The organism is Bradyrhizobium roseum (genome assembly GCF_030413175.1).
GTDB classification, from domain to species: Bacteria; Pseudomonadota; Alphaproteobacteria; order Rhizobiales; family Xanthobacteraceae; genus Bradyrhizobium; species Bradyrhizobium roseum.
The window spans coordinates 3,263,060-3,283,879 of sequence record NZ_CP129212.1; the positions used below are offsets into that span (position 1 = coordinate 3,263,060).

The 20,820-nt window shown below is 63.8% G+C and carries 19 protein-coding genes and 1 pseudogene; 8 read left to right on the forward strand and 12 right to left on the reverse strand.

Features of this window, described 5'->3' with window-relative positions; all coding sequences use genetic code 11:
* Positions 1-48: 48 nt before the first annotated feature.
* From QUH67_RS15470 to QUH67_RS15485, 4 genes are all read right to left on the reverse strand, one after another.
* Positions 49-378 carry an ArsR/SmtB family transcription factor gene (locus QUH67_RS15470; protein ID WP_300947532.1) on the reverse strand — a complete coding sequence of 110 codons (330 nt, stop codon included), beginning with the start codon at positions 376-378 and terminating at the stop codon, positions 49-51.
* A 94-nt stretch (positions 379-472) separates the two neighbouring features.
* Positions 473-1,702 carry an organoarsenical effux MFS transporter ArsJ gene (arsJ, locus tag QUH67_RS15475; protein WP_300947533.1) on the reverse strand — a complete coding sequence of 410 codons (1,230 nt, stop codon included), beginning with the start codon at positions 1,700-1,702 and terminating at the stop codon, positions 473-475.
* Positions 1,703-1,704: 2 nt separating this feature from the next.
* Positions 1,705-2,748: an ArsJ-associated glyceraldehyde-3-phosphate dehydrogenase gene (locus QUH67_RS15480; RefSeq protein WP_300947534.1), complete on the reverse strand. Its 1,044-nt coding sequence runs from the start codon at positions 2,746-2,748 to the stop codon at positions 1,705-1,707.
* 12 nt (positions 2,749-2,760) lie between these two features.
* Positions 2,761-3,618, reverse strand: a complete 858-nt coding sequence (locus QUH67_RS15485) for a metalloregulator ArsR/SmtB family transcription factor (RefSeq protein WP_300947535.1) — start codon at positions 3,616-3,618, stop codon at positions 2,761-2,763.
* A gap of 246 nt (positions 3,619-3,864) precedes the next feature.
* On the opposite strand from QUH67_RS15485, the gene arsB reads away from it, so the two are divergent.
* The 3 genes from arsB (at position 3,865) to QUH67_RS15500 (ending at position 6,565) form a co-directional block, all read left to right on the forward strand.
* Complete coding sequence (gene arsB, locus QUH67_RS15490) at positions 3,865-4,923, forward strand: ACR3 family arsenite efflux transporter (RefSeq protein WP_300947536.1); 1,059 nt, start codon at positions 3,865-3,867, stop codon at positions 4,921-4,923.
* An 82-nt stretch (positions 4,924-5,005) separates the two neighbouring features.
* Positions 5,006-6,262 carry an adenylate/guanylate cyclase domain-containing protein gene (locus QUH67_RS15495; protein WP_300947537.1) on the forward strand — a complete coding sequence of 419 codons (1,257 nt, stop codon included), beginning with the start codon at positions 5,006-5,008 and terminating at the stop codon, positions 6,260-6,262.
* An 87-nt stretch (positions 6,263-6,349) separates the two neighbouring features.
* Positions 6,350-6,565 carry a hypothetical protein gene (locus tag QUH67_RS15500; protein WP_300947538.1) on the forward strand — a complete coding sequence of 72 codons (216 nt, stop codon included), beginning with the start codon at positions 6,350-6,352 and terminating at the stop codon, positions 6,563-6,565.
* Here QUH67_RS15500 and QUH67_RS15505 read toward each other — a convergent pair.
* The gene (locus QUH67_RS15505; RefSeq protein WP_300947539.1) at positions 6,552-7,772 is read right to left on the reverse strand and encodes a multidrug effflux MFS transporter; all 1,221 of its coding nucleotides are present in this window, start codon (positions 7,770-7,772) and stop codon (positions 6,552-6,554) included. The genes QUH67_RS15500 and QUH67_RS15505 overlap by 14 nt on opposite strands.
* A 160-nt stretch (positions 7,773-7,932) precedes the next feature.
* Here QUH67_RS15505 and QUH67_RS15510 point away from each other — a divergent pair, with 160 nt between their 5' ends.
* Entirely contained in the window at positions 7,933-9,552 is a 1,620-nt protein-coding gene (locus QUH67_RS15510) for an ABC transporter substrate-binding protein (RefSeq protein WP_300947540.1), read from the forward strand.
* A 107-nt stretch (positions 9,553-9,659) separates the two neighbouring features.
* Positions 9,660-9,827 (forward strand): annotated as a pseudogene (locus tag QUH67_RS15515) (EamA family transporter); the annotation flags it as partial.
* 24 nt (positions 9,828-9,851) lie between these two features.
* Here the strand turns inward: QUH67_RS15515 and QUH67_RS15520 are convergent.
* The gene (locus QUH67_RS15520; RefSeq protein WP_300947541.1) at positions 9,852-10,451 is read right to left on the reverse strand and encodes a TetR/AcrR family transcriptional regulator; all 600 of its coding nucleotides are present in this window, start codon (positions 10,449-10,451) and stop codon (positions 9,852-9,854) included.
* A gap of 112 nt (positions 10,452-10,563) precedes the next feature.
* Here QUH67_RS15520 and QUH67_RS15525 point away from each other — a divergent pair, with 112 nt between their 5' ends.
* Positions 10,564-11,337 carry an oxygen-binding di-iron domain-containing protein gene (locus QUH67_RS15525; RefSeq protein WP_300947542.1) on the forward strand — a complete coding sequence of 258 codons (774 nt, stop codon included), beginning with the start codon at positions 10,564-10,566 and terminating at the stop codon, positions 11,335-11,337.
* A 39-nt stretch (positions 11,338-11,376) separates the two neighbouring features.
* On the opposite strand, the gene QUH67_RS15530 is transcribed toward QUH67_RS15525, so the two are convergent.
* From QUH67_RS15530 to QUH67_RS15540, 3 genes are all read right to left on the reverse strand, one after another.
* The gene (locus tag QUH67_RS15530; protein WP_300947543.1) at positions 11,377-12,621 is read right to left on the reverse strand and encodes an MFS transporter; all 1,245 of its coding nucleotides are present in this window, start codon (positions 12,619-12,621) and stop codon (positions 11,377-11,379) included.
* Between the two features lie 99 nt (positions 12,622-12,720).
* On the reverse strand, positions 12,721-13,437 hold the full coding sequence (locus QUH67_RS15535) for a formylglycine-generating enzyme family protein (protein ID WP_300948056.1): 717 nt from the start codon (positions 13,435-13,437) through the stop codon (positions 12,721-12,723).
* A 10-nt stretch (positions 13,438-13,447) separates the two neighbouring features.
* Positions 13,448-14,446: an aldo/keto reductase gene (locus QUH67_RS15540; RefSeq protein ID WP_300947544.1), complete on the reverse strand. Its 999-nt coding sequence runs from the start codon at positions 14,444-14,446 to the stop codon at positions 13,448-13,450.
* 223 nt (positions 14,447-14,669) lie between these two features.
* On the opposite strand from QUH67_RS15540, the gene QUH67_RS15545 reads away from it, so the two are divergent.
* Positions 14,670-15,614, forward strand: a complete 945-nt coding sequence (locus QUH67_RS15545; RefSeq protein ID WP_300947545.1) for a helix-turn-helix domain-containing protein — start codon at positions 14,670-14,672, stop codon at positions 15,612-15,614.
* Between the two features lie 26 nt (positions 15,615-15,640).
* Here QUH67_RS15545 and QUH67_RS15550 read toward each other — a convergent pair whose 3' ends face one another.
* The 3 genes from QUH67_RS15550 to QUH67_RS15560 are packed head-to-tail and all read right to left on the reverse strand — an operon-like array spanning position 15,641 to position 19,187.
* Positions 15,641-17,395 carry a flotillin family protein gene (locus QUH67_RS15550; protein WP_300947546.1) on the reverse strand — a complete coding sequence of 585 codons (1,755 nt, stop codon included), beginning with the start codon at positions 17,393-17,395 and terminating at the stop codon, positions 15,641-15,643.
* Between the two features lie 5 nt (positions 17,396-17,400).
* On the reverse strand, positions 17,401-18,060 hold the full coding sequence (locus tag QUH67_RS15555) for an OB-fold-containig protein (RefSeq protein WP_300947547.1): 660 nt from the start codon (positions 18,058-18,060) through the stop codon (positions 17,401-17,403).
* On the reverse strand, positions 18,057-19,187 hold the full coding sequence (locus QUH67_RS15560) for a PspA/IM30 family protein (protein WP_300947548.1): 1,131 nt from the start codon (positions 19,185-19,187) through the stop codon (positions 18,057-18,059). Before QUH67_RS15560 ends, QUH67_RS15555 begins: the two co-directional genes overlap by 4 nt.
* 121 nt (positions 19,188-19,308) lie before the next feature.
* Between QUH67_RS15560 and QUH67_RS15565 the strand changes: the two genes are divergently transcribed.
* Positions 19,309-20,703 (forward strand): Nramp family divalent metal transporter, encoded by a 1,395-nt coding sequence (locus tag QUH67_RS15565; protein WP_300947549.1) that lies wholly within the window; start codon positions 19,309-19,311, stop codon positions 20,701-20,703.
* Positions 20,704-20,820 lie beyond the last annotated feature (117 nt).

Below are 20,820 nucleotides of genomic sequence, written 5' to 3' on the forward strand. Positions count from 1 at the left end.
CCCATCATACTAGAAGTATCGAAATAGATATTAAAGCGACATATCCGACTAGGCCGCGGACTTGGCAGAACCTTTAGCTTCAGCAGTCTCTGCGCTTTCCGCGCAGCATTCGGCGGCGAGAAAGCCGAGCAGCTCCCGCATCACTTGGTAGTTGGCGTGGCAGATCAGCGTGGTCGCATCGCGCTCCTGGGTCACGAGGCCGACCACCACCAGGCTCTTGATGTGATGGGACAGCGTGGAGGGGGCGATCTTCAGCTTTTCCTGCAGGCGCCCGACCGCAAGCCCGGCACCACCGGCGCGGATCAGCGCGCGGTAGATTTTCAGCCGGGTCGGATTGCCCAGCGCTTCGAGGTGGGTCGCGGCGTCATCGAGTTTCATGACGGTGATATCTCATACATTCGGCGACGCGTCAACCGTATTTCTAGAATGATGGAAGTAAGAGGGAAGGGCTGTCGCCGCGTGATATGCCGGATCAAACCGGCGCGGGCCTTACCCTCGACAGATCTGCGTTCTGTGGCAGCAGGAACGTGATCAGCGAGCATAACAGCAACATCGCCGCGGAGCCGATCAGGCAGCCCGTGATGCCCGCGACCTGATACAGCACGCCGGAGAGCGCAATGCCGAGAAGGCGGCCGACCGCATTGGCGGCGTAGTAAAAGCCGACATCCTCCGCGGCCTTTTCCGATCCGGCGTAGGCCAGAATGAGGTACGAATGCAGGGACGAGTTGACGGCGAAGGGCAGTCCGAACAGCGCCAGCCCGACCACCAGGACGATATCAGGGCGTCCGACGTCGGTTGAGTTCATGATCACGGCCAAGGCGACCGGCACGGCCGCAAGCAGCGCCGCCCAGATTCGTGCCGCCGGCACCTCACGGCTGAGGCCGTCCGTGCTGCGGCTTACGAGCGAGGGTGCGACCGCCTGCACGCCACCATAGGCAATGGTCCAGGCGGCCAGGAACGCGCCGACTTCGAGGAACTTCCACCCGTGGGCGTAGAGAAAGACCGGCAGTCCCACGACAAACCAGACGTCCCTGGCGCCGAACATGAAGATGCGCGCGGCCGCCAGAAGATTCACGCCGCGCGACTTGCCGAACAGCTCACGAATGGTTTTCGACGATTTCGCCTTGCCAAGCTGCGCCGGCAGCAGCAACAGCCCTGCGACGAAGACCACGCCGAGCAGGGCGGCCATCAGCCATAGCGCAGGGGCAAATCCTGCGACATCGAGCAGAAGGCCGCCGAGGAAGAACCCGATTCCCTTCATGGCGTTCTTCGAGCCGGTGAACCAGGCGACCCATCGGAACAGTTGCCCACTGCCTTCCGCTGCGGTTGCCTTGATCGCCGATTTCGATGCGGTCTTGGTCAGGTCCTTGGCGACGCCCGCGACGCCCTGGGCGATAACGACCCATGCGACCGATGCGGCTGCGCCCCAGCCCGGATCGAGCGCCGACAACATCAGCAGGCCGGAAATCTGGAGCACCTGTCCGATGGCGAGCATGCGGGGAATGCCGAAGCGCGACGCGAGGTAGCCGCCGGCGAGGTTGGCGCCGATTCCCGCCGCTTCATAGAGCAGGAACAGAAACGCCAGGGTGAACGGGGTGTAGCCCAGCCTGAAAAAATGAAACAGCACCAGCATGCGCAACGCGCCGTCGACCAGCGTGAAGCCCCAATAGGATGCCGTGACAATCAGGTAGTTTCGGACCATGGCTACACGCCCGAACGTTGAACAATGTTGGCGAGGTCGACCATTCGGCAGGCGTAGCCGACTTCGTTGTCGTACCAGGCATAGACCTTCAGCAGCGTTTCATCGGTCACCATCGTGCTCAAGGCATCGACAATAGAGCTGCGCGGATCGTTGTTGTAGTCGGCCGAGACGAGGGGCCTGGTCTCCAGACCCAGGATGCCGGCCAGAACGCTTTCGGAAGCCGATGTGAACAGCTGGTTGACCTCCTCGACCGTGGTCGGGCGCTTCAACTCGAAGACACAGTCGGTCAGGCTGGCGTTCAGGACGGGAATCCGCACGGCGTGGCCGTTCAGCTTGCCCTTGAGTTCAGGATAGATCAATGAAATCGCCGTGGCGCTGCCCGTGGTCGTCGGTTGCATCGAAAGCATCGCGGACCGTGCGCGGCGGAGATCCTTATGCGGCGCATCCACGACGACGTTGGTGTTGGTCGGATCATGGATCGTCGTGATCTGTCCGTGACGGATACCGATCGAATCGTGGATGACCTTGACGACGGGCGCCAGGCAGTTGGTGGTGCAGGATGCCGCCGTCAGCAGCCGATGCCGGGCGGGATCGTAGAGATGATCATTGACGCCGACGACGATGTTGAGCGCCGCTTCGTCCTTGACGGGAGCGGCGACGATCACCCGTTTGACGCCGCGGTCGAAATAGGCCTGAAGCTGGTCGGGCTTGAGAAACTTGCCGGTGCACTCCAGCACGATGTCGCAGCCGAGATCGCCCCAGGCGACGTCGCCCGGAGCGGCCTTTTCGCTGAAGCTGACGCCCTGCTTGCCGATCGTGAGGGCATTGTCGGAATCGACCGCGACCGATGCGTGCCAGCGCCCGTGGATGCTGTCGAATTCGAGCAGATGCGCGGTCGCCGCGATGCCCCCTTTCAACTCGTTGACATGGACGACGTCCAGCCGGTTCTCGGCGCGCGGATCGCTTGCTGGACGGTGTATGCCGCCGAGCGCGGCGCGCAGCGCGAGCCTGCCGATGCGGCCCATGCCATTGATGCCAACTCTCATCGAGAACTTCCTCTAAGGGGATACGCGGTTCGTATCGCCGATTTCGTCGAGGCGGGCCTTGATCGCCATGCGGTCCAGCGAGTCGAACGGGAGGCTGGTGAAGATTTCGATCCGGCGCCGGATCATGGCATAGAGTTCATTCAGCAGCGTGGTGCGCTCGGTCGGCGACCCCGTGAAATGCGCCGGATCGGGCAGGGGCCAGGCGCCGGTGACGAACTGGTTGCCAAAATCCGGGCAAAACTGATTGTTGGGGGCGTCGCAGAGCGCGATGATGAAGTCCATTCTGGGAGCGTCCGGTCCCCTGAATTCATCCCATGACTTTGAATGCAGGTGTGACACGTTGTGCCCGAGGGCCTTCAACCGCTCGATGACCTCGGGAACGGGTTCTGCGGCCGGCTCCGATCCGGCGGAATAGGCCCGGAAGCGGCCACGGCCGATCTTCTCCAGCAGCGCTTCGGCGATGATCGAGCGAGCCGAATTTTTGGTGCACAGAAAAAGGACGTTGAACGCAGGTGTCATGAACCTCCCCGTCGCTTCGGATGGCAGATCGAAGGCATCACCGCACAGCTCCGGACGGCCGTTGCAGCAGTCGCGCGAGAGAAATTCGAGCAGACCTCTGAATCCGTCGATATCTGCCCGGTAGTTCATCGAGCGGCCGTCCTTCTCGGCGGAGATCAGGCCGGCTCGGCTCAAAATGCTGAGGTGCGATGACATCGTATTGTGCGGCACCTCGCACAGCCGGGCGATTTCACCGGCGGGGAGGCTTCCCGGGTGCGCCGCCAGCAGATGGCGTACCGCGGCAAGCCGGGTTGGTTGCGCAAGCGATCCAAAGCCTTCGATGGCGCTGGCTTCGCGACTGGTGGCTTCCATTTACTGTCTCGCAGTCGGATTATGTCGATATTTATCGACGAATTTGATGACGTCGGGATGACGATATGAGATTATCAGGGCGGAATACGGACGATTCCTGCCCAATAATCGTGTCGATATGTCGAATAATCAAGACATATTTCTTGCGAGCCGGTCAAGCCTGCCATACCGAGAGGTCATCTCGCGGTCACGGCTGTGCGGGATAGCCTGTAGATCGCTCCCACGTCGCACCCGGATGTCATCGCCATGAACCTTTTCGAACGTTATCTCTCGCTCTGGGTGGCGCTCTGCATTGTCGCCGGGGTAGCGCTCGGACATCTGCTGCCTGGTCTGTTTGCGGCGATCGCGGGTGCCGAAATCGCGCGGGTCAACCTGCCGGTGGCCGGGCTGGTCTGGCTGATGATCATCCCGATGCTGCTGAAGATCGATTTCGGTGCACTCGGCGAGGTGCGCGGGCACTGGCGCGGTGTCGGCGTCACGCTATTCATCAACTGGGCAGTAAAGCCGTTCTCGATGGCGTTGCTGGGTTCGATATTCATCGGCCACCTGTTCGCGCCCTGGCTGCCGGCGGCGCAAATTCCGTCCTATATCGCCGGCCTCATTCTGCTGGCGGCGGCGCCGTGTACGGCGATGGTTTTCGTGTGGTCGAACCTGTGCGAGGGCGAACCGCATTATACGTTGAGCCAGGTCGCGCTGAACGACGTCATCATGGTGTTTGCGTTCGCGCCGCTGGTGGGCCTCCTGCTGGGCGTGGCGTCGATCACCGTGCCGTGGGCGACGCTGCTGATATCGGTCGTGCTGTATATCGTCGTTCCCGTGATCGTCGCGCAGCTATGGCGTCGCGCGCTGCTGGCCAACGGGCCGGCGGCGTTGCAGCGAACCCTGAATGCGCTGCAGCCGGTTTCGCTGGTGGCATTGCTGACGACGCTGGTCATGCTGTTCGGGTTCCAGGGCGAGCAGATCATTGCGCAGCCGCTCGTGATCGTGCTGCTGGCCGTTCCGATCCTGATCCAGGTCTATTTCAATGCGGGGCTTGCCTACTGGCTGAGCCGGCGCTTCGGCGTGGCCTGGTGCGTTGCCGCGCCGGCGGCGTTGATCGGCGCCAGCAACTTTTTCGAACTGGCCGTTGCCGCAGCCATCAGCCTGTTCGGCCTCAACTCCGGGGCCGCGCTGGCCACCGTGGTCGGCGTGCTGGTCGAGGTGCCGGTGATGCTGTCGGTGGTCCATCTGGTGAAGGCGTCGCGCGGCTGGTACGAGTCCGGCGCCACGGCATCCGGCACGGCCAAGGAGACCGCGCGGCCATGACCGTCACGATATAAACCCGGCGCGCGAAGGGCTGAGGCGCGCGAGGCTTTTACTCGTCGCGATTGCGCGGCATAATCGTCGGATGGACCTCGCGCCCCGCTTGAGCCTGATGAACTGGCTGGTGAGCCAGGGCCTCACAGGCCTGCCCGAAAATGATCTGATCCGCGGTTTCTGCGAACGCTGCCGCGCCGAAGGTCTATCCCTGTCGCGCGGCATGGTCTTCATCGACACGCTGCACCCGATCTTCGAGGGCCGTGGCTTCCGCTGGAACGACGCCGAGACCAACGAGAGCGACGTATTCGAATATGGCTCGACCAGCGAGGGCGAGGCCGCGGAGGCGTGGCGGAGCTCGATATTCTACCACATGCTCGAAAACGGCCACGAGGAAATGCCGGTCGACCTCGCCAACGGCGTGGCCAATTTCAAGTTCATGAGCGACCTTGCCGAAAAAGGCCACAAGCATGCGGTGGCCTATGTGCACCGCTTCGGCGAGGCCGGCACCATGGGGCAGATGGATTGCGTCTATTCCTACTGGGTAACCCGGCGCGACGAGGGCTTTGGCGCGCAAGAGATGGCGACGCTGCGCGACCTCGTGCCGGTGCTCGGGCTCGCGATCAAGACCGCGGCGCAGGCCGATATCGCCAAGACGCTGGGCCGCGTCTATCTCGGGCGCGATGCCGCCGAACAGGTGCTGCGCGGAAGAATCGCGCGCGGCGTCACTGAGCGCATCAATACGGTATTGTGGTTCTCGGATCTGCGCGGCTCGACCGCGATCAGCGAAAGCATCGATCCCGGCGAGATCATTCCGTTCCTCAACGACTATGCGCAGGCCTCGATCGACGCCATCCATGACGCCGGCGGCGAAGTGCTGAAGCTGATCGGCGACGGCGTGCTGGCGATGTTCACCCACGAGAATCTCGCAGCGGCCAAGCGCGCCGCGCTGCGCGCCGAGCATCGCTTTCGCCGCAACATGAAGGCGCTGACCGCCCGCCGCGTCGCCGAAAGCCGCCCGGTGACGACGGCCCATGTCGGCCTGCATGTCGGCGAGGTGTTTTACGGCAATATCGGCAGCGACGACCGGCTCGACTTCACGGTGGTGGGGCCGGCCGTCAACGAGGTCAGCCGGATCGCCTCGATGTGCCGCTCGGTCGACCGCGAACTGCTGATGTCCTCGGCGTTCCGGTCAGGCCTCGACGCGGCGGGGCGGAATTATCTGGTGTCCACAGGTCGCTTTGCGCTGCGCGGCATCGGCCGCGCGCAGGATCTCTATACGCTCGACCCGGATATCGCAGCCGACGAAGTCGTGGCGGGGAAGTACGAGCGGTATCTGGCGTCCTGAGCCAGCGCCTGCCGCGGTAGCGACCTTGATTCACGTCAAGGCGCGCATCTCCGTCGCCAGCTTAATTGGGCGCGGAGGCGGAGTCACATGTCCACGACCGAGATCGCACAACGGCATTTCGCGGCTGCGCTGGCCGATGCAGAGTCTGAGGGGCAGGGCGCCGACGCTGTCTGCCGCGCGCTGCTCAGTCTCGTCGTCGCAAAATATCTGGAGAGCCGGCCGCTGGCCGACGTTCAGTCCGAGCTTCGTTTCGTCGCCGACAATTGCGATCCCGACACTGACTTCATGTTCATGCGGCCCTGACTTTCGTCCGCAGCGTATAGAGCCCGATCGCGGCAAGCGAAAATACCGTCAGCACCACGCCCAGCGCGAACAAAGCTTCATGCGAGATCGTGGCGGCGAGCCAGACGCCGATCGCGGCCATCATCATCTGCCAGAAGCCGACCAGCGCGGAGGCCGCGCCCGCCTTGTCGCCGAACGGGGACAGCGCCTGCGCCGTCCCCAGCGGATTGACGATGCCCATGCCGAGCAGGAACACGCTGAGCGCACCGAGATAGGAAAGGAAAGTCGGGCTGTAAAGCGAGACCAGCAGCATCGCGATGCCGCCGGTGACGGCGGCCAGCAGGCCACCCCGGATCGAGCGGTCGAGCCCGTGGCGCGGCGCGAGCCTGGTCGCGAGCATGCCGGCGGCGAACACGATCAATACGGTGCCGGCGAAGAACAGGCCGAGTTGGATCGGGGTGAAGTGCATCGCCTCGATCAGGATGCGCGGCGCCGCCGAGAACACCGAGAACAGGCTGCCCATGATCAGGCTCACCGTCGCGGCCGGCACGACGAACCGCCGGTCCGCGATAAGACCGAGATAGGTCTGGGTAATGGCAAGCGGATCGAGCGGTGTGCGCGTGGCGTGATGGGTCTCGCCGAACACGGCGGCGTAGGCGAGCGCGCCGAATGCCGCAAAGGCCGCAACCAGCACGAATTCGGAACGCCAGCCGAACGCGTGGTCGAGCGCGCCGCCGAGCAGCGGCGAGAAGCCGGGCGCCGCGGCCATGGCGATCATGATCAGCGCCATGGCGCGGGCGAGCGCTGCGCCGGAAAACAAATCGCGGGCGATCGCGCGGGACAGCACCGAGGTAGCGCAGGCGCCCGCGGCCTGGATGACGCGGCCGATCAGAAGCCCGGTCAGATCGGTCGCCAGCGCGCACCAGACGCTGCCGATGAAGAACACACCGAAACCGATCAGCACCGGCCAGCGGCGGCCGTAGCGGTCGGAAATCGGCCCGACCGCGAGCTGACCGATGGCGAACACGGCCAGAAAGATCGTGATCGCGGAGGTGACCGCCGCGCTGGTGACGTTCAGCGACGCCGCCATCTGCGGCAATGACGGCAGCAGGATGTTGGTGGCGAGCGTACCGGTGGCGGCGAGGCCGGCCAGAACGGCGATCTGCAGGGCCGTCGAGGATTTTTCGGCGCGGGGCGGGGCGTCGACCGCGGCGGTCTGCTCGGTCATGGCGAGGTTCCGATCTAAATAAGATTATTATCATCATATAAAGCGGAAATGCCGATGGTCCAAGTTGAATTCCGCACGGGCGGCCTGCCGCCGGCGACTGGCGGGGTGGCATAGACCTTGCCTGCAAAAAGGGCAGCCGCACCGTCAAGGAGACGCCGTCATGTCCGCTCCAGTCATCCTGAACCGCCGGAACTTCCTGCGAACGAGCCTGGCCGGCGCTTCAGCCGCGGCGTTCGGCGTGGATCCGGCCGGGGCGCAGGGACGTTCGGAGACGCTGCTGGTGGTTCAGGAGCTTGGCCCTAATTCGCTCGATATGCAGGGTGTTGGCTCAAACCAGACGGTCAACGGTCTGTCCTGGAATTGCTACGACCGGCTGCTGTCCTACGCGGCCAAGACGCTGCCGGACGGGACGCTGTCCTACGACCGAGAGAAGCTGGCCCCCGAACTCGCCGAGAGCTGGGCGGTCGCTGCCGACGGCATGTCCTGCACTTTCAAGCTGCGCAAGGGCGCGATATTCCACGACGGCAGCCTGGTCACGGCAAAGGACGTCAAATGGTCGTTCGACAGGGCCGTCAAAGTCGGAGGCTTCCCGACATTCCAGATGTCGGCCGGTTCGCTGGAAAAGCCCGAACAATTCGTGATCGTCGACGATCACACCTTTCGCATCGATTACGTCCGCAAGGACAAGATGTTGCTGTTCAACGTCGCCGTCGTCGTACCGTTCATCATCAACTCGGAACTCGCAAAGAAGAACGCCACACCCGAAGACCCCTGGGCGATGGCCTGGCTGAAGAACAACGAGGCCGGTGGCGGGGCCTACCGGATCGAAAGCTGGAAGCCCGGGATCGAGACCATCTTCACCCGCTTCGACGGTTGGAGCAGCGGGCCGTTGCCGAAGCTCAAGCGCATTATCGCGCGCGACATCCCCTCGGGCGGTACGCGGCGTGCGATGCTGGAGCGGGGCGACGCCGACCTATCCAGCGGCTTCGCGCCGCGCGACTTCGATCAGATCATGAAGGAAGGCAAGATCAAGGTGTCGGGCGTCCCGATTCCGAACGCATTGTGGTATCTCGCGCTGAACACCGCCAAGCCGCCATTCGATAACGCCAAACTGCGTCAGGCGCTGGCATGGGCGATGCCCTACGAGCAGATCCAGAATGGGGCCTTCTTCAATCGTGCCCTGCCGATGTACGGCGGGCCCGCTGAAGTATCCAGGGCTGCATGGCCGCAGCCGTTTCCTTACGTGACGGATATTGACAAGGCGAAGGCGCTGATGAAGGAGGCCGGTCTCGAAGGCGGTCTCGAAACGACATTGTCACTGGACACCGGCACCGCCACCGTCGGCGAACCAACCGTCGTGCTGATCCAGGAGAACCTCGCCAAGATCGGTATAAAGACGCAGATCAACAAGATTCCCGGCGCCAACTGGCGGACCATTCTGAACAAGAAGGAATTGCCGCTGGTGCTCAACCGCTTCAGCGGCTGGCTGGACTATCCCGAGTATTATTTCTACTGGAATTTCCACGGCAACAATTCGATTTTCAACATCTCATCGTACCAGAACAAGGACATGGACGCGCTGATCGACAAGGCGCGCTTCACGGAAGACCCGGCCGAGTATGAAGCTGCCGTGAAGGCGTTCATTGGGCTCTGCATTCGCGACGTGCCGGTGATTCCGCTCAACCAGCCGATCCATGACGTCGCGATGCAGAAGAACATCAGCGGATACGAGTTCTGGTTTCACCGCGAGCCCGACTTCCGCCAATTCGCGAAGGGCTGATCTCCACTCAGCACGCCCGCAGTGCACTTGGCGGGATCCCCCACCATCGCGGCATCATGACGACAAAAGTGAAGCAATCCATCTTCCCACGGAGAGGATGGATTGTTTCGATGGGCCGCGTCGCACCCTTCGGTCTGCTGCTTCCGGTATTCGCCCTGATTTCGAGCGTGCTGTTCCTCGGCGACCGCATGCTCCCAAAGCCGATTGTCGGCGGGCTGCTCCCGATCTCAGGCGTTGCCATTACACAGGTCAGACCGAGCGCTCGACCAGTTTGAGCATCTGTCCAAACGTTTTGAACTTCACTTTGCGCCATCGACAGCTTGAACCATGGCTTCTACGGCATCGCCTGGTTTCAGGCCACCTTGGCGCAACAACGTCTGCCAGGTGTGGAAGCTGAGCGCGAGATGCAGCATCGCGCGCTGCCGTTTTTTCAGCTTTTCGCCCAGCACGTCGCGATAGGCTGCGGTGTACGGCCCCCATCGCATGTCGGAGATTTCCCGGGTGAGGGCGTGATACTCGGCGTCGCGCAGCACGCAGGCGGCAAGCGATGCGTTGCGCGCGTACCAGCCGTAGATCGCCGTGAGGCCGGTCCGCAGACGCTCGCGTCGATCCGCTATCGAACGCCACGGCTCCGGCTCCGGAAGCGGGTCGCGATCCATCGCATATCCGGAGCAGGCGAGATGGAGGCTGCGTTCGTCGGGAAAGTGCGCGTAGAGCGTATGGCGCTGCACGCCGGCGCGATCGGCAATCATGCTGATCGTCGTCGCTGCCGGACCGACACTGCTGTGCAGATCCACGGCGGATTCCACGATGCGTTGCCGGGTCTGCGCCTGCTGCTCGGCGCGGCGCTTCAGGGTGTAAGTCCGAGACATCTTTTTTAATTGCACAAGTGCGTGCACCCATTATTGACAGTCGCGCAAATTTCACTGTACATATATGTATTATCAAATCTGACGTATGTACATTGCCCCCCAGTGCTTCTCCTAAATTATTGTCGTGATGGAGGAATTCATGGAGACCAAGGTCAGCGAAATCGCCAACGGGATCTACCGCCTTTCGACCTATGTGCCGGACATTGCTCCGCCCTCGGGCTTTACCTTCAACCAGTTCCTTGTCCTCGGCGACGAGCCGCTGATGTTTCACACCGGCCTGCGCAAGATGTTTCCGCTCAACCGCGAGGCGCTCAGCCGGATCATCCCGCCCGAGCGACTGCGCTGGATCGCCTATGGCCATTTCGAGGCCGACGAGTGCGGCGCGATGAACGAGTGGCTCGCCGTGGCGCCACAGGCGACGCCCGCGCATGGCCAGACCGGATGCATGGTGTCGCTGGCCGATTTCGCGGACCGTGAGCCGCGCGCGCTCGCGGATGGCGAGGTGATCGCCATCGGCGGCGGCAAGCGCGTGCGCTTCATCGATACGCCGCACACGCCGCACGGCTGGGACGCCGGAGTCCTGTTCGAGGAATCGACGCGAACCCTGCTGTGCGGCGACCTGTTCACGCAACTCGGCAACGACAAGGCGTTGACCGACGGCGACGTGGTTGGGCCTGCGATCGCGGCGGAAGACATCTTCAACTATTCAAGCCTCAGCCCGGGCATGGGCAGTACCATCCGCGGTCTCGCCAGCCTCGCGCCACGCACGCTGGCACTCATGCATGGTCCCTCTTTTACGGGCGACGGCGCCGCAGCCTTGCGTGCCCTTGCGGACGACTACGACCGCCGCATTTCCGGTCAGGTGTTCACGGGCGCTGTGAGGGCCGACGGCATGAGCGCTCGACCAAACTGAACCTGAAAGTCGCGTCGCGGTGACTTCCGGGTTTTGGCCTCAACACCGCGCCGGCTCTCCCACCATGTCCGGCTGCCGCGCCAGCGCGACGGCCGGCGAGGTCCAGATCAACAGCGCCTGCGCGCCGAAGATCGCGGCCGCCAGATAGAGGCAGGCTTCGGCGCCATAGAAACCGCCGACGATGGCGCCGAGCGCGGAGCCGAGCGGGCGGGCGCCGTAGCTCATGATGTTGATCGCGGAGACGCGACCCAGCAGCGACGGTGGCGTCACCGATTGACGCAGCGTGGTGGTCGAGATCACCCACAGGATCGGGCCGGCTCCGAGCAGGAAGAAGCTGAGCGACGCCAGCCACGGGCTCGGTGCGACAATGGTGAGCGCCATCACGAGTGCGGCGGCGAAGCCGGTGACGGGGCCGAGCCCGATCACGGTGCCGAAGGTGAGCCGCTGCATCACCCGCGTCGCCGCCAGCGCGCCGACCACCATGCCGACGCCATACATTCCGAGCGTGACGCCGACACCGGTCGCCGAAAGTCCGAGATGGCGCACGGCGTAGGGCACGAACACCGCGAGCAGGAGGAACGACGCCGTGTTGAAGATGAACTGGGTGATGAACACCGGCCGCAGCAGCGGATGATGCATCACGAAGGCGGCGCCTTCCTTGATTTCCTGCAGCGGATGGCGGCGCGGGGTGGGCGCGCGCGCCGGCTCATGGATGCCCGACAGCAGGGCGACCGCGACAACCGATAACGCCGCGGCAAAGCCGAACGCCGGCGCGGCGCCCAGCCATCCGACCAGCACGCCGCCGAGCGCCGGCCCGCTGGCAAACGCGATCGTGCGCGCCAGTTCGATCCGCGCGTTCGCCGCGGGCAGTTGTGGCGAGGTCACCAATGAGGGCACCAGCGCGGGCGCGGCGACGCTGTAGGCCACGGTGCCGCACACCGCGACGAAGCCGAGCAGCGAAAGCAAAGGTAGCGTCATCTGGCCGAACCAGATCAGCAGCAGGATCCCGGCCAGCGCCGCGGCCCGCAGGGCTTCGGAAGCCACCATCACAAAGCGCCGCGAGATGCGGTCGGCAATCAAGCCGGCCGGGATCGCAAATAGAATGAACGGCAGCGTCAGCGCGGTCTGCAGCAGCCCGGTCTGGCCTTCGCCGACGCTGAGCAGCAGCACGGCGACGATGGGGGCTGCGGCCAGCGCGATCTGTTCGGCCGACTGCGCCGCAAGGTTGGACCAGGCAAGGCGGTTGAAGGTGGCGGGCAGGCGAGGGGGCGGAGCGGGCGACATGACGGAGGTCCTTGGCAGATTCGATCTTTCCGCATTGTCTGCGCAGAGGACGATCGAACCCACCCGTTTTCCGACACAGGTCGCGGATGAGTGACCAATTCAAAGATCATACGCGCAGCGGAAACCGACATAGACGGCATAGAAATCCGCCGGCTTCCACTGCACCGCCGCGGCTTGCGTCTTGTCGGGGCCGTACCACCAAGAGCCGCCAGCGGTGAGGGCCTGATCGCCCTGGCGATCGGCGAGCCACTCCCAGACGTTGCCACCCATGTCGAATATGCCGTTCACGCCGCGCCGGGTTTCACCGGCGACCGCATGGCGCGGCCAACGATCATTGGCCGATGTATTCATGCCATCGGGCTTGTCGCCGACGGGATAGGGGTAGGTGCGTCCATTGGTGAACCCATCTGTCGGTTCGGTCCGCATCTCCGTGAAAGCAGCCTTGCGCCATTCTTCGAGGCCCGGCAGCCGGCCGCCCCGGGCAAGGCAGAAGTCGCGTGCCTCGCTCCAGCTCACATGGACGACGGGCTCATTGTCCAAGCCCGGTTTCCCATAGGGCGATGACCAGGTCCAGCCGCCCCGGCGTTCCCAGCCGTTGCCGAACTCAAAACCTCCGCCCGCGCTCTCGGCTTCGGTGACGAGCGATCGGGAGTCGCGATAGGTACGAAACTCGCCGATCGTCACTTCGGTCTGATCGATGGCAAATCGACCTAGCCTTTGCGCGGAGTCGGGTACGGCCAGCACCGTGGTCGATTGGGTTGCGAACAGCAGACCAATTGATACCGTCGTTCTCACCGGCATTCCAACACCGCGCATCTTCAAGACCTCAGCTCAGGCGCTGCCGCAGGGCGGCCTGCGAGCGGCGGATCACACCCTGATACATCGTCGCCTTGTCAGGATACCACGGCATCGACGCCAGTGACGTGAAGCCTGGGATGCCTTCCATGTGCCGGACCATGCGTTGCCGCATCTCCTGATCCGGCAACGCGCCGTGAAGCGCGCCGATATTTTCACTGGCATGGTCAGGGCTGGAGGTCGCCGCCAATACGGTCGTTACCGCCGGATTGCCAATCACCCATTTCAGGAAGAATTGCGACCAGTTCGACGCGCCGGTTTCGCGGATAAAATCGGGCAGCGGCCGGCCGGCGGTGATCTTGTGAAGCCTGCCTTTCTCGAGGCCCATGTTGATGAATACGCCGACGCCCTTGTCCTGCGCCGCCTTGAGCACCCGATCCTCAGCGCCGCGATTGAAGATCGAATAGTTGACCTGCACGACATCGACCAGGTCGCGTTCGATCAGACTGGCGAGAATGGCGTGATAGTCGTTCTCGTGAACCGAGGCGCCGATGTAGCGGACGCGGCCTTCTTTTTTCCAGGCCCGCAAGGTCGGCAGCACCACGTCGACATTGACCAGGCTGTGACAGAACAGCAGGTCGATCTTGTCGCGCCACAGTCGCAGGCGCGACTGCTCGTAGCTGCGCAGCGCGTGGCTCTCATCCGCCAGATAGTCGCCGGTCGACCAGATCTTGTTGCTGACGAACATCTGGTCGGTGACGCCCATGCAGCTCATGAAATTGCCCACGCTGACTTCGCCGGTGCCGTAGAGCGGCGAGGTATCCACGACACGCACGCCGGCGTCGATATAGATCTTGGTCACAGCACGGAGCGGCTCGCGGGGTGCGCCGGGCAGCATATCGAAGGTCAGGAACGTGCCAAGTCCGAGCACCGGCAGGCTCTCGCCGGTGCGACCAATTGTCCGTGTCAGCACTGGGCGCGGCGGCGCCGTGGCGGGCGCGCTCTGCGCCGAAGCCGATGTGATACCCACGCCGCCAGCCTGCATAGATGCAGCAGCCACTGCGCCGAGAGCTGTCACCGAGCCGATAAAGCTGCGGCGATCGGTCCCAACAGTGCTTTTCTGAGTAGTCTCGTCCATGTTTCACCGTTCTGTGATCTCTGCCCGCCGAAAGCAACGGACCGATGGCCACGAAAGCCGATCCTGACTAAGCCGTCGCGCGCGATCCTGATCCGACGCGTCGGATCCTGCGGTCATGTTGAGTTTCGGTCGCGCAGCTTCTAGATTGCCGAACAAGGTTGGCCCGCGATCGAGCAGACATGTGCGGCACGGCATCGATGGATTGAGTGCGGCGTTCGAACGGCTGAGTTCGCGCCCGGACGGCTGGCGATGTGTACGGTGGCCGGGCGGCACGTTCGAAACGGCGCATCGGCCGCTCACGGCCTTTGTCGAGGGTAGCATCGCGTCCTCCAGCCACCTCATCATGACGACGTTGAGCGGCGGTGCCGAGCGGCATGAGTTCACCATCGACGGCGGCCGGCGTCATGACGGGCCGGACCTTCCGGCGTCGATTTCCTTCCTGCCTGCGCAGTGCGAGCGCCGTCTCCGCCTGCACAATGTCGCCTGGCGCTGGGCCACGATCGCCTTCGATGCCGATGCGATCGAGCGTCTGGCTCCAGGTTCGCTTGGCGGCCTCGCGCCGATCGCGGGCGCGGAGGATCGGTTCGTCTGGAATCTCCTCGCGGAATTCGATCGTCTCGATGCGCAGGAGTCCGGCCTGGACGAGGCCTACTGCGAGACCATGAGTCACGCGCTCGTACTATATCTGGCGAAACGTTATGGTCGCCCGGCAACGCTGCCGCAGCGAATCCGCCTGCCTGGCTATCGTTTGCGCCGCGTAGCCGACTTCATCGACGCGCATCTTCACAAGGCGATCCGGATTGCCGATCTGGCCCGGCTCGTGGACCTGTCAGAGGGACATTTCCACCGCGCTTTTCGCGCGAGCACCGGTAAGACGCCGCTGCAATTCATCAACGGCCAGCGGGTCGCACTTGCGAAGCATGCACTGGTGCGAAGCGACGCATCGGTCACGCAGATCGCGTTAGATGCCGGCTTCGTCAGCCCGACCCACTTTGCCCGTATCTTCCGCAGTGAAACCGGACAAAGCCCGTCTGACTATCGGCGGACTTTTCGTCTGTAGCGATCGACGGCCCGAAGTCAGCCCAATCAGGTCTTCGGTCCGAGCGTCGCCTTGCCCGTTCCCGAGATCGTCGCCGGCGGCGTCACCGCATCGTCCACCTCGGGCGATTCGGCGGGACCGGCCAATTGCTGTGCGGCCAGCGCATTGGTCAGGGTGGTCAGCGCGTCGGGGCCGGCGGCAAAGCCGCCTTCGGCCAAAATCTTGTCGATGATCGGCTTGAACGCCGAGACCGACAGCAGCTGCGCGGCGAGACCGTCGCCGAGGCCGATGCCGTTGCCATGGCCGTTCATGGCGCCGTTGCCGCCGCCGCGGCCGAGCATGCCGCCGGTATCGAAGATCCGGATGTCGGAAATCTTCTCGATCGGCTTGACCGCCTCGGCGAGCGCGTTCGGGATGATGTTGATGCGCGCCAGCGTGAGGTCGTAGTCAACCATCTCCTGCGACAGCTTGTTGCGCGCTTCCGCCTTCAGCGCCGCCACTTCGGCCTCGGCCTGGCCGAGCGATTTGACGCCGGTGGCGCGGGTGATCGCCGCATCGGCGTCGGCCTTGGCCAGCATGGTGATGGCTTCGGCCTTGTTGGTCGCGGCCTGGTTTTCGGCTTCCGCCATCACGGTGATTGGCATCGCCTCGGTCTCGGCGGCCTTGCGGGCTGCGATCACGTTGATGATCTTGTCGCGTTCGGCGATTTCGACCGCCTTGGCGGTGGTGACCTTTTCCTCGGCCGCGATCGCCAGCGCCCGCGCGGTCTCGGCGACGGTCTGGGCTTCCGATTGCTCCTTGCTCTTGGTGGCGACCGCGATCGCGCTTTCCTGGGCGACGATCTGCAGGTCGCGCTCCATTTCGGTGTTGCGGCGCTTCACGGCGAGGTCGGCCTCGATCTTGCGGGTGTCGCGGGCCTGGTTGGCTTCGGTCTGCTTGTTGGCAACCGCCAGTTCCTGCTGGATGCGGTATTCGGCCTCGTTCTGCAGCGCGGTCTGCTCGACCTGCGCGGTCTGCGCGCGCATCGCGGCGGTCTTGTTGGCGATGTCGCGCTGCTGCGCCAGCTCCGCCTCGCGCTTGGTGGCTTCGATCGTCAGCGTGGTCTGGCGGGCGACGAGGTCCTGCTGGGCGATGTTGACCTCGGTGGTGCGGACGATCTGGTTGCGTTCCTGCTCGCGCTCCCGGGTGATCTTGGTCAGCGTCGTCAGGCCGTGGGCGTCGAAGAAGTTGCTGGGATTGAAATGCTTGATGTCGCTCTGGTCGAGCCGGGTCAGCGACACCGACTCCAGTTCGAGGCCGTTATTCTGGATGTCGGCGCCGACCGCTTCCTGCACCGATTTGACGAAGGTCGCGCGCTGCTCTTGCAGCTCCTCGAGGTTCATGGTGGCCGCCACCGAACGCAGGCCGTCGACGAACTTGGCCTCGATCAGTTCGCGCAGTTCGCCGGCGTTATTGGTGCGGCTGCCCAGCGTCTGCGCCGCGAGCGCGATCGACGAGGCATCGGGTTTGACGCGCACGTAGAATTCGGCGCCGATGTCGACGCGCATGCGATCCTTGGTGATCAGCGAATCCGGGCCGCCGCGGGTGACCTCGAGCCGCAGGGTCTTCAAATTGACCGCAGCGGTCGAATGAAAAACTGGAAGCACCAGTGAGCCGCCGTCGAGCACGACCTTCTGGCCGCCGAGGCCGGTGCGGACATAGGCTTCGTCACGTGTCGAACGGCGATAGAGTTTGGCGAGCAGGAGACCGATAACGAGAATGGAAATGACAGCAATAGCGACGGGTACGGCGAGTTCCCACATGTTGTTTAAGCCCTGTCTGAATGTTGTTGCGCAATGAGGTCGGCGGGTGCGGAAATCGCGATGAAGCTTTTGGCGTCACGGTCGACCAGCAGCACGCTGGCGCCGACCGGAAGCGGCGTGGATTCGGGACCGGCGCGTGCGACGAGAGAATGCCAGTTGCCGAAGACATCCTTGAGACGGACGCGGCCGGGCAGCCCCTGGTCGAGTGGGCCGACGGAGACTTCGGCGACGTGGCCGACGAAGTCGTCATTATCGACCACATAGGTCTCGTCGCGCGGAATGATCCGCGCGATACCGCGGCTGGTGACGCGGATCGCGGGCAGGCTGGCAGCCGCCGCCACGAGCGAGGCGATCAGCGGAGGAATTGAAATCCCGACGCCATGGGCAAGGCCCTGCAGAAAGAACCCGGCGATCGCGAATATGCCGAGCGCGAGGATGAGCAGGATGAAGAGCGGAAGCCGGCCGGCATTGATCCACAGGAACAGGCCGTTCAGTCCGGAATCGGCATTCATCTCTGCTGCGAAATCTTTGCCCATGACCTGGCTGAGCGAAAAGCCGACCAGCGTGGTCAGCAGTTCGACGCCGCCGAGAACGATCATGATTGCAGCCGATATCGCGAACGGGCGTACGTCGGGCGCCAGCAGCATGTCGGTCATGGCACTCATTGCTGCGATTTGATCCTTTCAAGGCGGGCCGCGATTTCCTTTTCGCGGTGCAACCGGTCGAGCTCGTCGAGCTCCTTGTCGCCGGGCGCGCCGGACGCCGGCACGCCGGTGACGCGTGCGATCGCCGCCATGGCCCGATCGGGACTCACTGTTTTAGTCGCGCCAGCCGCGCGACCGGTTTCCTGCGGCGAATGTTTTTCGAGGCTTGCCTGGAGATCGGCGAGGCGGGCTTCCGCTTCACGCCGCGCGCCAAGCATTGCCTGTAACGCCTTGGTCTGCTCATCGATTTCGAGTTCGATGAAGTCCATCGCGCGTTCCAGCGCGGTACCCTGCGATTCCAGATCAATTTGCCGTGCGACGCCGGCGCGCGCGAGGTCTTCGCGATTCTCTGCAACTGCAAGTCGAATCTTGTCCGTCAGCGCTGCAACCTCGGCATCCAGTTCTTCGCGCCGGCGCTTCAGGCGGAATTCCTCGGCGCGCGACTTGCCGAGTGCGTGGCGCGCCTCGTCGGCGCCGGCGTCGATCTCGCGGATCGCCTGCTTGACCAGCGCGACCTTGTTGCTGTTCTCGGCATTATCGATCGTCTCGCTGGCGATCGCGGCCAGAAGTCTGCCCATACGCGCAAGAATACCTTCGTGAACCATGGTCTGCTCCTCCGGTGGTGATGATTTGGATTTGACGGCGAAATGGATTTCGTAGCCGCGGCTGTCCGCGACTAGGTGAGCCGGGAAGGGACTTTCCCAGCCGGGCAAGTAGCCCGGGACTTCGAACGGCACCAGGATGCGTCCGCGAACGGTGCTGATTGTCAGTGACGTGGGCCCCTTGATCGCAAACAGTTTGTCGTCGAGGGGAATCCGGCGCAACGCCGCGCCGGCGGCGTAACTGGCGCGGTCGCGCAGGCCGAGCGTTACGAGGCGGGCCGGCAGGCCGGTCTCGGTGCGGATCCGGTCGTAGGCCTGGGCGTGAAGCGCGACGAGGTTGGCGCCGACAGGGGCGACCTCGGCGAGGATCTCCATCATCCGGTCGTAGGCGGCAAACGTCGCCTCGAAGGCCGCAATGGCGGCCTCGTCCGGGACGAGAGCGTACCGCAGGGCCGCCGTCGGCATCACAGTGGGCAGCTTGACCATGGAAACATCTTAAAGCACTTCATTGGTGCTTTACAGAGCGGTCACGGTATCATTTTCGTGATCCCTAGATGCAGTTGCACATTAGTTGCACTAAGAGGAATGCTCAGCTACCGTTATCTGAATGAATGTGCGAACGCCCGATTTGGGCTCCGAAATTCCGGCCAGCCGTCCGACTTCGACCGAGACGACCGCCGCCGGCTGGCGCGCTGACGCTGCCGCCGGCACCCAGCAGAGTCTGCCTGAGGTCAACTCGACGATCGCGGTGCCGCTTGGTGGACATTGGTCGCGCCGGCTGCTGGCCTTTCTCGGCCCCGGCTACCTCGTCTCCGTCGGGTACATGGACCCCGGCAACTGGGCCACCGACCTCGCCGGCGGTTCGAAGTTCGGTTACACGCTGCTGTCGGTGATCCTGCTGTCGAACCTGATGGCGATCCTGTTGCAGGCCTTGGCCGCGCGGCTTGGCATCGTCACCGACCGCGACCTCGCGCAGGCCTGCCGCGCCAGCTTTTCCCGTCCCGTCAACCTCATGCTCTGGCTGGCCTGCGAGGCCGCCATCATCGCCTGCGACTTGGCCGAAGTGATCGGCACGGCCATCGCGCTGAAATTGCTGTTCGGCATTCCGCTGATCGGCGGCGCGCTGATTACCGCGCTCGACGCCTTCCTGCTGCTGCTGTTGATGAACAAGGGCTTTCGCTTCCTCGAAGCCTTCGTCATCTCGCTGTTGATCGTGATCGCGGTCTGCTTTGCGATCCAGATCACGGCAGCAGCACCGCCGGTGGCGGCGATTCTCAAAGGCTTCATGCCGTCGACCGAGATCGTCACCAACCCCGAGATGCTCTACATCGCCATCGGCATCATCGGCGCCACCGTGATGCCGCATAACCTCTACCTGCACTCCTCGATCGTGCAGACCCGCGCCTATGAGCGTAACGACGAGGGCCGCCGCGATGCCATCAAATGGGCGACGACGGATTCGACGATCGCGCTGATGCTGGCGCTGTTCATCAATGCCGCGATCCTGATCGTCGCGGCCGCCACCTTCCATGCGAGCGGCCGCACCGAAGTCGCCGAGATCGGACAGGCGTACGAACTGCTGTCGCCGCTGCTCGGGCTGGGCATCGCCTCGACCTTGTTCGCGGTGGCGCTGCTCGCCTCCGGCCTGAACTCCACGGTAACCGCGACGCTCGCCGGCCAGATCGTGATGGAGGGCTTTCTGCATCTGCGGCTGCCAAACTGGGCGCGACGGCTCTTGACCCGCGGCATCGCCATCGTGCCGGTCGTGATCATCACCGCACTTTATGGCGAGCGCGGCACCAGCCAGTTGCTGGTGTTCAGCCAGGTGATATTGTCAATGCAACTGCCATTCGCGGTGATCCCGCTGGTGCGCTTCGTGTCCGACCGCCGCAAGATGGGCCAGTTCGTCATCCCGCGCGGCGTGGCCGTGGTGGCGTGGATCGTTGCCGGCGTGATCGTGGCGCTGAACGTGAAACTGCTGTTCGAGACGTTCTTCGGATAATGCTCCATACGCCGCTGTCATCGTCCGGCCTGACCGGACGGTCCAGTAGCCCAGAGACGGTGGTGATTTGATCGAGAGGCCGCGGCCTATTGGGTCACCCGGTCAAGCTCGGTGATG

Bases quoted from the DNA above. Each gene is read 5' to 3' on its own strand.
- QUH67_RS15470 (WP_300947532.1), bottom strand. From the start codon at position 378: ATGAAACTCGATGACGCCGCGACCCACCTCGAAGCGCTGGGCAATCCG.
- arsJ (WP_300947533.1), bottom strand. From the start codon at position 1,702: ATGGTCCGAAACTACCTGATTGTCACGGCATCCTATTGGGGCTTCACG.
- QUH67_RS15480 (WP_300947534.1), bottom strand. From the start codon at position 2,748: ATGAGAGTTGGCATCAATGGCATGGGCCGCATCGGCAGGCTCGCGCTG.
- QUH67_RS15485 (WP_300947535.1), bottom strand. From the start codon at position 3,618: ATGGAAGCCACCAGTCGCGAAGCCAGCGCCATCGAAGGCTTTGGATCG.
- arsB (WP_300947536.1), top strand. From the start codon at position 3,865: ATGAACCTTTTCGAACGTTATCTCTCGCTCTGGGTGGCGCTCTGCATT.
- QUH67_RS15495 (WP_300947537.1), top strand. From the start codon at position 5,006: ATGGACCTCGCGCCCCGCTTGAGCCTGATGAACTGGCTGGTGAGCCAG.
- QUH67_RS15500 (WP_300947538.1), top strand. From the start codon at position 6,350: ATGTCCACGACCGAGATCGCACAACGGCATTTCGCGGCTGCGCTGGCC.
- QUH67_RS15505 (WP_300947539.1), bottom strand. From the start codon at position 7,772: ATGACCGAGCAGACCGCCGCGGTCGACGCCCCGCCCCGCGCCGAAAAA.
- QUH67_RS15510 (WP_300947540.1), top strand. From the start codon at position 7,933: ATGTCCGCTCCAGTCATCCTGAACCGCCGGAACTTCCTGCGAACGAGC.
- QUH67_RS15525 (WP_300947542.1), top strand. From the start codon at position 10,564: ATGGAGACCAAGGTCAGCGAAATCGCCAACGGGATCTACCGCCTTTCG.
- QUH67_RS15530 (WP_300947543.1), bottom strand. From the start codon at position 12,621: ATGTCGCCCGCTCCGCCCCCTCGCCTGCCCGCCACCTTCAACCGCCTT.
- QUH67_RS15535 (WP_300948056.1), bottom strand. From the start codon at position 13,437: ATGCGCGGTGTTGGAATGCCGGTGAGAACGACGGTATCAATTGGTCTG.
- QUH67_RS15545 (WP_300947545.1), top strand. From the start codon at position 14,670: ATGTTGAGTTTCGGTCGCGCAGCTTCTAGATTGCCGAACAAGGTTGGC.
- QUH67_RS15550 (WP_300947546.1), bottom strand. From the start codon at position 17,395: ATGTGGGAACTCGCCGTACCCGTCGCTATTGCTGTCATTTCCATTCTC.
- QUH67_RS15555 (WP_300947547.1), bottom strand. From the start codon at position 18,060: ATGAGTGCCATGACCGACATGCTGCTGGCGCCCGACGTACGCCCGTTC.
- QUH67_RS15560 (WP_300947548.1), bottom strand. From the start codon at position 19,187: ATGGTCAAGCTGCCCACTGTGATGCCGACGGCGGCCCTGCGGTACGCT.
- QUH67_RS15565 (WP_300947549.1), top strand. From the start codon at position 19,309: ATGAATGTGCGAACGCCCGATTTGGGCTCCGAAATTCCGGCCAGCCGT.